Genomic DNA, 13,156 nt, shown 5'->3' with positions numbered 1-13,156 from the left:
AAACCACAAACGGACTGCCCCGCTGGTGGGAGCCTTCCTGGCATCGCTTTATTCCGATCCGCCCGCTTGCCTGGGGGGCCAGACAAGCGTGCCGGTATTTATGACGGCGGAGTTTGCCATAACCACCGGCATTTCGCCGCAATTGCCGCGCGCCCGGCAGGCACCGGCTTGCCAACGAGCCGGGTTGAGCCTTGCCGCGCCCTTGATCGCGCCTTCGCTGGCACGCCAGCGCCTGAGGGGGCGTCGGCTCAGGCGTCGACCTGGCTCCATTGCTTGTTCAGGCGCTTGTCGGAAATCGGCACCTTGGTCCCCAACTGCTGGGCAAACAGCGACACCCGGTACTCCTCCAGCCACCAGCGGTACAGCTCCAGTTGCGGATCACGCTTGCCTTCCTGGGCATGCTTCTGCGCCCGGGTCTGGTACTGGTTCCACAGGCCCGCAAGCTCGGTGCTCCAGACCCGATCCTTCTGCACCTGACTGCCGAGTTTCTCGAAACGCAGCTCCACCGCCTTGAGGTAGCGCGGCAGTTCCTTGAGCCACAGGGCCGGGGTTTCCCGGACAAAACCCGGGTACACCAGGTTCGCCAGCTGGGCCTTGATGTCGTTGAGGGCCACCGCCTGGGCCAGGTCGATCTTGCCCTTGAAGCGTTTTTGCAGGCCGTGCCAGAGCTTGAGGATCTCCAGGGTCAGGCGCGCCAGACGCTCGGCGTGCTCGGTCCAGGCGCCGCGCTTGCGCTCGGCCAGGGACGCCAGCCCCGCGCCATCCCGGGGCAAGCTGGCTTCGCCTTCAAGGATGCAGCTGTCGAGGCTGGCCAGCAGAATGTCTTCCACCAGCGCATCGACCCGGCCCAATTCGCGGTACAGCAGGCCTAGCTCGGTCAGCCCCGGCAACTTGCCACGCAGGAACTTGGCCGGCTCGGCCAGTTGCTGCAACAGCAGGCGCTGCAAGGCCCGGCGGTGCTGGAATTCGGCTTCGGCGGCAGTGGAGAAACGCCCTTCCTTGACCGTCCCGGCCTCTTCCACCAGGGCCGGATACACGGTCATCGACAGCCCGGCGATCTTCTGCTGGGTCTTTTCCGCGACCGCGGCAAACACACGGGCCTCCACCGGCTGCTGGCTCTTGGCGGTTTGCGGCACCGCCAGGGCAGCCTGGCTGGCTTCGGCGAAACGCGCGGTCAGTTCGGCCAGGTCACGGCCCTCGCCGAGGAACTTGCCCTGGGCGTCGACGATTTCCAGGTTCATCCGCAGGTGGCTTTCCACCTGTTGTTCGGCTTCGCTCCAGGCCTCGTCGCTGACCCGCGCGCCGGTCATGCGCAACAGCTCGCGGCCCAGGGCCTGGGGCAAGGAACCTTCGGCGAAGACCATGCGCTGCAAGGCCGCCTTGACGAAGTCCGGCACCGGCACGAAGTTCTTGCGCAGGGCCTTGGGCAGGTTGCGCACCAGGGCAATGCACTTGGCCTCGATCAGCCCCGGCACCAGCCATTCCAGGCGCTCGGCGGGCAGCGCCGGCAACAGGGGCGCCGGCACCCGCAAGGTCACGCCGTCGCGGGGATGGTTGGGTTCGAAGTGATAACTCAGGGCCAGTTCCAGGTCGCCGATATGCAGGGTGTCCGGGTACTGCTTGGCGGTGACTTCGCTGGCCTCGCGGGCCAGCACGTCTTCCTCGCGCATGATCAGCAACTGCGGGTTCTTCTGGCTGTGCACCCGGTACCAGCTGTCGAAGGTCGCGGTCTGATGGATCTCGGCCGGCAAGCGAGCGTCATAGAAGGCAAACAGGGTTTCCTCGTCCGCCAGGATGTCGCGGCGCCGGGCCTTGGCTTCCAGGGCGTCGAGCTGTTCCAGCAACTGGGTGTTGGCGCTCAGGCACTTGGCCTTGGACTGGATCTCGCCGCGCACCAGGGCCTCGCGGATAAACAGCTCGCGGGACACCACCGGGTCCACCGGGCCGTAATGCACCGGCCGGCGCCCGACCACGATCAGCCCGAACAGGGTGATCTGCTCGTAGGCCACCACCTGGCCGCGCTTCTTCTCCCAGTGGGGCTCGAAGTGGTTCTTCTTCACCAGATGGCCGGCCAGGGGCTCGATCCAGTCCGGCTCGATCTTGGCCACCATGCGCGCGTAGAGCTTGGTGGTTTCCACCAGTTCGGCGGTCATCAGCCATTGCGGGCGCTTCTTGCCCAGGCCCGAGGACGGGTGAACCCAGAAGCGCCGTTGACGGGCACCGAGGTAGTCGCCGTCCTCGGTCTTCTGGCCGATCTGGCTCAGCAGCCCCACCAGCACCGCCTTGTGCAGTTTCGGGTAGTCCGCCGGTTCCTTGTTCAGGCTCAGCTGCAGGTCGCGACAGATCAGGCTCAGTTGCCGGTGCGAGTCGCGCCATTCCCGCAGGCGCAGGTAATTCAGGAAGTTCTTGCGGCACCAGTTGCGCAACGGGCTGGCGGTCAGGGCCTGGCGCTGTTCTTCGAAGCCGCGCCACAGGTTGACCAGCCCGGCGAAATCCGAGTCCACGTCTTTCCACTGTGCGTGGGCCTGATCAGCCGCCTGCTGGCGCTCCGGCGGACGCTCGCGAGGGTCCTGGATCGACATCGCGCTGGCGACGATCAGCACTTCCTGCAGGCTGCCGAGTTTCGCCGCTTCCAGCAGCATGCGGCCCATGCGCGGGTCCACCGGCAGGCGCGCCAGTTGCCGGCCCAGAGGCGTCAGCTGGCTGTTGCGGTCCACTGCCGAGAGTTCCTGCAGCAGGTTGAAACCGTCGCTGATGGCCTTGCCATCCGGCGGCTCGATAAACGGGAATGCGGTGATTTCACCCAGGCGCAGATGGAGCATCTGCAGGATCACCGCCGCCAGGTTGGTGCGCAGGATCTCCGGGTCGGTGAATTCCGGCCGGCCGAGGAAATCCTCCTCGCTGTACAGGCGCACGCAGATCCCCGGCTCGACCCGGCCGCAACGGCCCTTGCGCTGGTTGGCGCTGGCCTGGGAAATCGCCTCGATGGGCAGGCGCTGGACCTTGGCCCGGTAGCTGTAGCGGCTGATGCGCGCGGTGCCGCTGTCGATCACATAGCGGATGCCCGGCACGGTCAGCGAGGTTTCCGCGACGTTGGTCGCCAGCACCACGCGCCGGCCCGGATGGGACTGGAAGATCCGCTGCTGTTCCGCCGGCGACAGGCGCGCGTACAGCGGCAGGATCTCGGTGTGCTTGAGCTGGGCCTTGCGCAGCATTTCCGCGGCGTCGCGGATCTCCCGCTCGCCGGGCAGGAACACCAATACGTCTCCGGGGCTGCGCCGTTCGCTGCGCTCGTAGGCGGCAATTTCATCCAGGGTGGCAAGGATCGCCTGATCCACCGTGAGGTCGTCCTCGACCCGGTTGCCCTCCTCGTCCTGCTCCAGGGTCAGGGGGCGATACCAGGTTTCCACCGGAAAGGTACGCCCGGAGACTTCCACGATCGGCGCGTTATCGAAGTGCTTGGAGAAGCGCTCCAGGTCGATGGTCGCCGAGGTGATGATGACCTTCAGGTCCGGGCGCCGTGGCAGCAGGGTCTTGAGGTAGCCGAGGAGGAAGTCGATGTTCAGGCTGCGCTCGTGGGCCTCGTCGACGATGATCGTGTCGTAGCGTTCCAGGTAACGGTCGTTCTGGGTTTCCGCCAACAGGATGCCGTCGGTCATCAGCTTGATCAGGGTGCTGGCATCGCTCTGATCCTCGAAGCGCACCTGATAGCCCACCAGCGAACCCAGGGGCGTGGCCAGTTCTTCGGCGACCCGGCTGGCAACGCTGCGGGCGGCAATCCGCCGGGGCTGGGTATGGCCGATCAGGCCGTGCTGGCCGCGACCGATTTCCAGGCAGATCTTCGGCAGCTGGGTGGTTTTCCCCGAGCCGGTCTCACCGGCGATGATCAGCACCTGATGCTTGAGCAGCGCCTCTTTGATCTCGTCGCGCTTGGCGGCGATCGGCAGGCTGTCGTCATAGCGGATCAGCGGCACGCTCGCGCGCCGCGCCGTCACCAGGTTGCACGATGCCTGCATCCGCTCCAGCCACTGGGCGAGCTTGGCCTCATCGGGCTTCTTGCGCAGCTCAAGCAACTGCCGACGCAAGCGGTGGCGGTCGGCGAGCATGGCGTGATCGAGGTTTTTCAGCAGTTGGTCAGTCATAAAAGCAGCGGCAAGCTTCAAGCGAAAAGCCGCAAGATTAACGCAGCTTCTGCTTTTTAGCTTGCAGCTTGTGAGGGGGCGCTAGCCGCTGCGGCTATTCGTCTTCCAGGCCTTTGCGCCGGTAAGGGAAGACATCGATGATCTTGCCGGCGCGGATGGCGTCCTGCAGGCCCTTCCAGTAGTCGGCGTTGTACAGCTCGCCGTGCAACTGGTCGAACAGCTTGCGCTGGCCGGCATCAGCGAACAGGAACGGCGGGAACTCCTCGGGGAACACGTCGTGGGGGCCGATGGAGTACCAGGGTTCGGACGCCATCTCGTCTTCCGGGGTGCGGGGTGCCGGGATGTGGCGGAAGTTGGCTTCGGTGAGAAAGCAGATTTCGTCGTAGTCGTAGAACACCACCCGGCCATGACGGGTCACGCCGAAGTTCTTCAGCAGCATGTCGCCGGGGAAGATGTTGGCCGCCGCCAGTTGCTTGATCGCCAGGCCGTAATCCTCCAGCGCTTCGCGCACCTGGTCCGGGTTGGCGTGCTCCAGGTAGAGGTTGAGCGGGGTCATGCGGCGCTCGGTCCAGCAGTGGCGGATCAGCACCGTCTGGTCTTCCACGGCCACGGTGGACGGCGCCACTTCCAGCAGTTCCTCAAGGCAGGCCGGATCGAACTTGCTCAGGGGGAAGCGGAAATCGGCGAACTCCTGGGTGTCGGCCATGCGCCCGACCCGGTCGACGCTCTTCACCAGCCGGTACTTCTCGATCACCGTGGCCCGGTCGACGTTCTTCGACGGCGAGAAGCGGTCCTTGATGATCTTGAACACGGTGTTGAAGCCCGGCAGGGTGAACACGCTCATGACCATGCCGCGCACACCGGGAGCCATGATGAAACGGTCGTCGGTACTGGCCAGGTGGTTGATCAGGGCGCGGTAGAACTCCGACTTGCCGTGCTTGTAGAAGCCGATGGAGGTGTACAGCTCGGCGATGTGCTTGCCCGGCAGGATGCGCTTGAGAAAGCCGATGAATTCCGCCGGCACCGGCACATCCACCATGAAGTACGAACGGGTGAAGGAGAAGATGATCGAGACATCGGCCTCGTCGGTGATCAACGCATCGATCTGGATGCCCCGGCCTTCGCGGTGCAGCAGCGGGATCACCAGCGGCCACTGCTCTTCATGGGTGAAAATGCGCCCCACCAGGTAGGCGCCCTTGTTGCGATAGAGCACCGAGGAAAACAGCTCCAGGGTCAGCTCCGGGTCCTTGCACACCCAGTCCGGCAGGTTCTCCCGCAATTGCGCCTCCAGGCGCCGCAGGTCGCCCGCCAGATCGGCATAGTCCTCGCTGAAACGGTAGTCGGCAAACACCTGTTCGAGCATCGCCGAGAGGTTGCCCTGGGGCTGGTAGCTGCGGGTCTGCGCGGCCCGGGCCCGGCGCAGGCTGGGCCGGGTGGTGTGGATGAACATGCAGCCGTCGCTGATCAGGTCGTGGCTGAACAGGCCGCAGAAGATCGAGTTGTACCAGGTCTCGGACAGCTCATCGTCAAAGCGCAGGTCGATCAGGCTGATGTAGGCGCTTTTCACCAGCGGCCACTGCGCCACATCCATCAACGCGTCGTCACTGAAGGCCTGATGCAGACCGGTCACGGTTTGCCCGACCTTCTCCTCATAGAGATTGATGCGCGCCGCCGAGGCCTTCTGCGCTTCCTGCCACTGCGCCTGCTCGAAGCGTTGCCGGGCACCGTCGGTGATCTGGCGGAAGTGCTCGCGGTAGTCGTCGAAGCCATCGAGGATCATTCGAGCGATATCGGCGGCGGGCCATGACTGCGGCATAAGTAGACCTCTGCGGGAATTTGCGATGCCAGAGCTTAGCCAGTGAAACGACCCGAGGAGAAGCGCATTTTTTCGCCCGATCCGCCGAGCCGGGAAATCTTTGCTGACGATTGCCGGCAATTTTTTTAAATCGACCGTTCGGTCAATAAAAAACCCTCTAGTCGGCAAAGCCCGGGCTTTATCGATTCACCCGCAGGCCTTCCAGTACGCGGCGTGAAGGCCTCATGAGCTGGGCAAGCTGGTCGCGAAAAAAGGGCTCCCGTTGCCGAAAAAACCCCATGACTATCGGGGAAAAGCCTCTATTCAGGGCCTTTCAATATGATGGCACTTTGCCATATAAAGCGCCCACCCTCCCCTAACAACAGCGCTAAATCAGCGAGGGCCGAATGTTTTTTTAATGTATTCAAGGAGCACATGATGTCGATCAGGAATATTCGAATCGGCTTGCGAGCCAGCCTCAGTTTTGCGGTTCTGGCCGCCTTGCTGGTGGCAGTCGGGCTGTTCTGCCTGGGGCAGATGGCAACCCTGCGCGAAAGTGCAAAAGTCATCGAGGCCTCGTGGATGCCCAGCATCGAGAACATCCATGACAGCGCCGCCAATATCGCCACCATCCGCCTGGAAGCGCTGCGACTGCTGGTCAATGACCAGCCTCTGAGCCGGGAAAAAAGCAAGCGCATGATCGCCGACGAACGCCTGGAGCTGGCCCAACGCCTGGAACAGCACAAGGCCCTGCTGACCAGCGAGCAGGAAGCGGCGCTGCTGGAACGGCTGAAAAACACCATTGCCCAGTACACGACCCTTCTGCAGGAAATCATCCAGCAGATCGATGGCGGCCTTAAGGAGCAGGCCTACACCCGACTCAACGTCGAATTGGCGCCCCTGGGCAGCCAGTTGGACAGCACTCTGGAAGAGCTGATCCAGTTCAACCAGAACGGCGCCGATACCGCCGCCGAAGAGGCCGCCAGGCTCTATGAGCGCTCACAGTGGATCGTCGGCATCATCATTGCCATCGCCCTGGCCAGCACCCTGTTCCTGGCCTGGCTACTGACCCGCAGCATCACCGCGCCCCTGGCCCAGGCCCTGGCGATCGCCCGGACAATCGCTGCCGGCGACCTGACCCAGGACGTCAATGGCCAGGGCCGGGACGAGCCGGCGCAACTGCTGACGGCCCTGGCCGGCATGCAGGACAACCTGCGCTCGACCATCCGTGGCATCGCCGAGTCGTCGCAGCAACTGGCCTCGGCCGCCGAGGAAATGAGCGCGGTGATGGAACAGAGCACCCGCGGCCTGCAGTTGCAGAACGATGAAATCGAGCAAGCCGCCACCGCGGTCACGCAAATGAGCGCGGCGGTGGATGAAGTGGCCGGCAACGCCGTCTCCAGCGCCGAGGCCTCCCAAGCCTCGGACCAGGACAGCCGCCACGGCCATCATCAGGTCAGCCAGACCATCGAGTCGATCCAGCAACTGGTCAGCGAAGTGCTGGGGGCGTCGGAACAGGCCCAGGGGCTGGCGTCCCAGGCCCAGGACATCAGCAAAGTGCTGGAGGTGATTCGGGCCATTGCCGGACAGACCAACCTGCTGGCGCTGAATGCCGCGATCGAGGCGGCCCGGGCTGGCGAGGCCGGCCGTGGCTTTGCCGTGGTGGCCGACGAAGTGCGTTCACTGGCGCAACGCACCCAGGATTCCACCGAAGAAATCGAACAGATGATCAACCGTATCCAGCACGGCACCGATGCCACCGTCAGCGCCCTGCAGACCAGCGCCGAACAGGCCGGGCAAACCCTGCAGCAGGCCAACGGCGCCGGCAGCGCGCTGGAGAAGATCACCGGGGCGATCTCACAGATCAGCCAGCGCAACCTGGTGATCGCCAGTGCCGCCGAGCAGCAGGCGCTGGTGGCCCGGGATGTGGACCGCAGCCTGGTGAACATCCGCGACCTGTCGACCCAGACGGCTGCGGGCGCCACCCAGACCTCCGCCGCCAGCCAGGAATTGTCGCGCCTGGCGGTGGACCTCAATGGGCTGGTCACACGATTTATCCTGTAGCAAGTGCGATAGGGTTTGCCATGAACCCAGGCTCTGGGCAACATCGCCGCCCTTCAATCAAGGAAATTGCCGTGAGACTTGTCGATCTCTTGCGCCTGTTGTCGCTGGCCGCCATCTGGGGCGCGAGCTTCTTGTTCATGCGCATCATCGCCCCGGTGCTGGGCAGCGTGCCCACTGCATTCTTCCGGGTGTCGATCGCCGCCCTCGGGCTGCTGGTGATGCTGGCGCTGATGCGGATCGACTGGAACTTTCGCGGCAAGCTCAAGACCGTGCTGCTGCTCGGCGTGATCAACTCCGGCATACCGGCCACCCTGTATTCGGTGGCAGCCCAGGTGCTGCCCGCCGGCTACTCGGCGATCTTCAATGCCACCACGCCCTTGATGGGGGTGCTGATCGGCGGACTGTTCTTTCATGAGCGGCTGAGCCTGAGCAAGATCGCCGGCGTCTGCCTGGGCCTGTTCGGCGTCGGCATCCTGACCCGCGCCGGCCCCGTGGCCTTCGACCATGACCTGCTGCTGGGCGCCCTGTCCTGCCTGATGGCCACCACCTGCTACGGCTTTGCCGGGTTCCTCGCCCGGCGCTGGCTGGATCAGGCCGGCGGCCTGGACAGTCGCCTGTCGGCCCTGGGCAGCATGCTCGGAGCCTGCCTGCTGCTGTTGCCGCTGTTCGCCTACAACGCCATCAGCCAGCCGCCGGCCAGTTGGGGTGGCTGGAGCGTGTGGCTGTCGTTGCTGGGGTTGGGGCTAGGCTGCACGGCCTTCGCCTACGTGCTGTATTTCCGCCTGCTCAGCGCCATCGGTCCGGTGCGCTCGATGACCGTGACCTTCATGATTCCGCCGTTCGGCGTGTTGTGGGGGGCCTTGCTGCTGGATGAGCCGCTGTCCATGGCGCACCTGTATGGCGGTGCGCTGATTGGCGTGGCGCTGTGGCTGGTGCTGCGGCCCGGGGCAAAATCGGCGGCCTGAAGCACTGCCGGGTTCTGATCAGCCTGCGACTCGGGAGGCCGCAGCTCCGAGTCGCAACGCTGGCGGTGGCCCTATGGAACGCTGAGGGTAATCAGGTAGGTGCCGGAGGTCACCGCCTTGCCGGACTGATCGACGAAGGCGTACTGCTGGTCGTAGTAGCGGCCCTGGGAACCACTGTCGGCCAGGAGCTTGAGCTTGACCGCAGAACGCTCCACCGCGCTGACACGGGTCCCGACTCGGGTCACGTCAATCGCCCCACCCCGTGAACCCTGAGGGCACTGGCGCAGGCTCAAGCCGGTGCTGGCAGCGCTGGACGCGCAATTGGACTCGACAATACTGCCGGTAAAACGGATGACGCCTTGCGCCACGGGAGCAGCGGCGAAGCAGCTGCTGGACAGTCCCAAAAGCAAACCGAAAGCGGTTGAAGCGAACGTTGCGTTCATACTGACTCTCCTTTGTTTAAGGACTATGTCGTCAGTCTAGGTACCGGCTTTAGTTTTTCAGGTTTGTCTGATGGACGAATTTGGAATACCAACAAAAAAGTCCAAGCATCTGGTTATCAAAAGAACCTTGAGGGTTCGCTTCAGTCGCTCATTAGGTGCACATGCAAGGTTTGAAATCAGACCTTTATTGACCGGCAAAGAACTACACGACGATAGTGGCATCTAGCCACTATTCTTGCTTATAGTCGATCATTAATTGAATCAATGATGGGCAAAAGCGACCGAGCATTGCGCTCGGCCGCACGCCTGGCGACCACCCTGAAGATCGTCGCCCGCAACGGTCAGGCGTTCTTACGGAACACGAAGACCAGGCCGACAATGATCAACCCCATGCCCATCAGGCTCAGCCAGGCCAGACGATTGCCGAAAAACACGAAGTCCATCAATGCGGTCACCGCTGGCACCAGATAGAACAGGCTGGTGACATTCACCAGGTTGCCCTGAGCGATCAAGCGGTACAGCAACAGGGTGGCCAGCACCGACACCACCAGAGCCATCCACAACAGCGGAATCACGAAGCCGGCGCTGTACTCGACGTGAAATGGCTGGAACGGCACGAACAGCGCGCACAGCAGCAGGCCCGCCAGGTACTGCACCGGCAGCGTGCCCAAGGGGTTGTCGGTGATGCGCTTCTGCATGATCGAACCGGCCGTCATGCTGACCAGGGCCAGCAGGCCGCAGAGCATGCCGGAGACGGATATCCCCGCCATCCCGATCCCCTGGTACACCACCATGATCAGCCCGGCGAGCCCCAGGCCGAGGCCGAACAGGCGGCTCCAGGAGCGCTGGCGCTCCATCAGCACCACGGTGAGGATCGGTTGCACCCCCATGATGGTGGCCATCACGCCGGGGGTGACCTTCAGGTCCAGGGCCAGGATGTAGAAGATCTGGTAGGCCCCTAGCAGCACCAGGCCGGTGGCCATGGCAACGCCCATGGCTCGGCGCCCCCGAGGCAGCCGCAGCTTGAGCAGGGGCATGAGCAGCACCAGGCCGATCAAGGCGAGGGCAAAACGCAACAGCAGGAAGGCAAAGGGCGAAGCATGGGCCAGCCCCCATTTGGAGAAGATCGCGCCACTGCTCCAGAGCAGGACGAACAGGCTCGTGGAAGCCGCCGCCAACGCGGATTTTTTGCAAATGAGCAACATGAATACCACCTGTAATCAGGCAAGAAGCCAATTCAGCCGAGGCTGAAGTTCAGTAGTGTTTGGTTCAGGCGGGAACCGGGAACAGCAGCGATGCCGATCAGCCCGAAAAGCCAACGCCCGGCGGTGATACGACTGCGTACACCGGCGTGCTACTGACAGGTGGGGGGTACTGACCGATCTGCACAGGCTGCTGATTCCCGCACGGCACGACGCCAGCGTTGACCGCTGAAAGCACTACCGCGTTGAGAGGGGAAAAAGCCATGTGCCGATGGTTCTCGAAGAGGAGGAACGTGAGTTGCAGGACTCACAGGGCGCCGACTATAACCAGCGCCCGAGAGGCGTTGCAAGATTTATCCGAACAACCACTTCCACAACAGGACCAGCACCAGCACCGCCAGCACCGGACGCAGAATGCGGTAGAGCTTGGGGTTGCGGCGCTTCCACTGCTTGACCACGCCACTGAAGCTGTCGCTGAAGCGCTTGCTCCAGGCGTAGGCCTGGTTGATTCCGCCGACGCGCTCGTCGTCGAGGTTCTGCGGCGCGGTGGCACGCCCCAACTGGGCGCTGACCCAGCGGTTGATGCGGGTCATCAGCGGGCTGCTCAACGGCCGCTCGATGTCGCAGAACAGGATCACTCGGGTGGTTTCGGTTTCGTTCTTCACCCAGTGCACATAGGTTTCGTCGAACATCACGTCTTCACCGTCGCGCCAGGCGTATTCCTCGCCATCGACGAAAATCCGGCAGGCATCGGAGTTGGGGGTCGACAGGCCCAGGTGATAACGCAGGGAACCGGCAAAGGGATCGCGGTGCGGGTTCAGGTGGCTGCCACCGGGCAGCAGTGCGAACATCGCGCCCTTGACGTTGGGAATGGCGCTCACCAGCTCGACGGTCTTGGGGCACAGGGCAGCGGCCGAAGGCAGCGGCTTGTCGTACCACTTGAGGTAGAAGCGCTTCCAGCCCTTCTTGAAGAACGAACCGAAGCCGGCATCGTTGTTCTTCTCGGCCGCACGAATGTAGCCCTCATCGAACAGATGCATGGCCTCTTCGCGGATCACCTGCCAGTTGTCCCGCAGGATATCCAGCTCGGGGAACTTGCTGCGATCCAGGTAGGGCTTGGAAGGCACCCCGGAGAACAGGTACATCAATGCGTTGTAGGGGGCGAACAGCGCCGAATGGTTGACGAACTGGCGCAGTACCGGCAGACGCGCCTTGCCGCGCAGATGCACGTAAAGGATGCTGCCGACGAACAGCGACAACACCGCGAACTTGGCGGCAAAGGAAAAGCTCATGCAACGACTCCTTGGAAATAGGCACCTGTGGGGAGTGTTCACCCGACCTGGCAGCCGGCAATGATAAACACTCCTGGACCCTGGAAAAACCCGCACGACTCAACATTCAGTGTTAACGGTCGTGCAACAAAGGCGCTTAAGTAGCACAAGCGACCAGGCCCTTGCCTAATGTGGATCAGCATTCGCCGGCACGTCGGTGCCTGCCGACGAATGCCCGGGGTGCGTTACTGCTGGTTTTCCTGCTCGGTGAACAGGTCGCTGAACAGCATGCTCGACAGATAGCGCTCGCCGGAGTCCGGCAGGATCACCACGATGGTCTTGCCCTGCATTTCCGGGGTTTCCGCCAGACGCACCGCCACCGCCATTGCCGCACCGCAGGAAATCCCGCAGAGAATCCCCTCTTCCTGCATCAGGCGCAGGGCCATGGCCTTGGACTCTTCATCGGTCACCAGCTCCACCCGGTCGACCATGGCCAGATCGAGGTTCTTCGGCACGAAGCCGGCACCGATGCCCTGGATCTTGTGGGGGCTGGGCTTGATCTCTTCACCGGCAAGCTTCTGGCTGATCACCGGCGAAGTCGCCGGCTCCACCGCCACCGACAGGATAGGTTTGCCCTGGGTCTTCTTGATGTAGCGCGACACGCCGCTGATGGTGCCGCCGGTGCCGACCCCGGCCACCAGCACGTCCACGGCGCCGTCGGTGTCGTTCCAGATTTCCGGACCGGTGGTTTTCTCGTGGATCGCCGGGTTGGCCGGATTGTCGAACTGCTGCGGCATGAAGTACTTGGACGGATCGCTGGCCAGGATCTCGGCGGCCTTTTCAATCGCCCCCTTCATGCCCTTGGCCGGCTCGGTCAGCACCAGCTCCGCACCCAGGGCCTTGAGCACCTTGCGCCGCTCGATGCTCATGGACGCCGGCATGGTCAGCATCAGTTTGTAGCCACGAGCCGCTGCAACGAAGGCCAGGCCGATCCCGGTGTTGCCCGAAGTGGGCTCGACGATGGTCATCCCCGGCTTGAGCTTGCCGCTGCTTTCGGCGTCCCAGATCATGTTGGCGCCGATCCGGCACTTCACCGAGTAGCCCGGGTTGCGCCCTTCGATCTTGGCCAGGATGGTCACCCCGCGCGGGGCGATGCGGTTGATCTGCACCAAGGGCGTATTACCGATGGAATGGGCGTTGTCAGCAAAAATTCGGCTCATGGCTGGGTCCTTATGCAGCAGTGAAGAAGTTCCCAAGGGTATGCCTGGTGCCCT

8 protein-coding genes are annotated in these 13,156 nt (G+C 63.4%); 2 read left to right on the top strand and 6 right to left on the bottom strand.

The annotated features are described in order from the left end of the window. Positions 1 to 248 precede the first annotated feature (248 nt). Entirely contained in the window at positions 249 to 4,142 is a 3,894-nt protein-coding gene (gene hrpA / locus PST29_RS07835) for an ATP-dependent RNA helicase HrpA (RefSeq protein ID WP_060842763.1), read from the bottom strand. Positions 4,143 to 4,236: 94 nt separating this feature from the next. Continuing rightward, positions 4,237 to 5,958, bottom strand: a complete 1,722-nt coding sequence (gene aceK / locus PST29_RS07830; RefSeq protein WP_060838049.1) for a bifunctional isocitrate dehydrogenase kinase/phosphatase — start codon at positions 5,956 to 5,958, stop codon at positions 4,237 to 4,239. 318 nt (positions 5,959 to 6,276) lie between these two features. Between aceK and PST29_RS07825 the strand changes: the two genes are divergently transcribed. Both PST29_RS07825 and PST29_RS07820 read left to right on the top strand, forming a co-directional pair. Further along, complete coding sequence (locus PST29_RS07825) at positions 6,277 to 8,001, top strand: methyl-accepting chemotaxis protein (RefSeq protein WP_442966393.1); 1,725 nt, start codon at positions 6,277 to 6,279, stop codon at positions 7,999 to 8,001. 71 nt (positions 8,002 to 8,072) lie between these two features. Next, positions 8,073 to 8,966: a DMT family transporter gene (locus PST29_RS07820; protein WP_060838047.1), complete on the top strand. Its 894-nt coding sequence runs from the start codon at positions 8,073 to 8,075 to the stop codon at positions 8,964 to 8,966. A 71-nt stretch (positions 8,967 to 9,037) separates the two neighbouring features. Here the strand turns inward: PST29_RS07820 and PST29_RS07815 are convergent, their stop codons facing one another. From PST29_RS07815 to cysK, 4 genes are all read right to left on the bottom strand, one after another. Then, entirely contained in the window at positions 9,038 to 9,409 is a 372-nt protein-coding gene (locus PST29_RS07815; protein ID WP_060838046.1) for a hypothetical protein, read from the bottom strand. A gap of 341 nt (positions 9,410 to 9,750) precedes the next feature. Next, a complete protein-coding gene (locus PST29_RS07810) occupies positions 9,751 to 10,614 on the bottom strand; it encodes a DMT family transporter (RefSeq protein WP_060842761.1) in 864 nt (287 codons plus the stop codon). A gap of 350 nt (positions 10,615 to 10,964) precedes the next feature. Further along, positions 10,965 to 11,903: an aspartyl/asparaginyl beta-hydroxylase domain-containing protein gene (locus tag PST29_RS07805; RefSeq protein WP_060838044.1), complete on the bottom strand. Its 939-nt coding sequence runs from the start codon at positions 11,901 to 11,903 to the stop codon at positions 10,965 to 10,967. 224 nt (positions 11,904 to 12,127) lie between these two features. Beyond that, positions 12,128 to 13,102 carry a cysteine synthase A gene (gene cysK / locus PST29_RS07800; RefSeq protein ID WP_060838043.1) on the bottom strand — a complete coding sequence of 325 codons (975 nt, stop codon included), beginning with the start codon at positions 13,100 to 13,102 and terminating at the stop codon, positions 12,128 to 12,130. Between the last annotated feature and the right edge of the window lie 54 nt (positions 13,103 to 13,156).

It is taken from the genome of Pseudomonas sp. St29 (genome assembly GCF_001547915.1).
GTDB lineage: Bacteria > Pseudomonadota > Gammaproteobacteria > Pseudomonadales > Pseudomonadaceae > Aquipseudomonas.
This window is presented reverse-complemented; position numbering and strand designations above follow the sequence as displayed.

Coding starts and splice junctions, on each gene's coding strand:
- hrpA (WP_060842763.1), bottom strand. CDS start 4,142: ATGACTGACCAACTGCTGAAAAACCTCGATCACGCCATGCTCGCCGAC.
- aceK (WP_060838049.1), bottom strand. CDS start 5,958: ATGCCGCAGTCATGGCCCGCCGCCGATATCGCTCGAATGATCCTCGAT.
- PST29_RS07825 (WP_442966393.1), top strand. CDS start 6,277: ATGATGGCACTTTGCCATATAAAGCGCCCACCCTCCCCTAACAACAGC.
- PST29_RS07815 (WP_060838046.1), bottom strand. CDS start 9,409: ATGAACGCAACGTTCGCTTCAACCGCTTTCGGTTTGCTTTTGGGACTG.
- PST29_RS07810 (WP_060842761.1), bottom strand. CDS start 10,614: ATGTTGCTCATTTGCAAAAAATCCGCGTTGGCGGCGGCTTCCACGAGC.
- PST29_RS07805 (WP_060838044.1), bottom strand. CDS start 11,903: ATGAGCTTTTCCTTTGCCGCCAAGTTCGCGGTGTTGTCGCTGTTCGTC.
- cysK (WP_060838043.1), bottom strand. CDS start 13,102: ATGAGCCGAATTTTTGCTGACAACGCCCATTCCATCGGTAATACGCCC.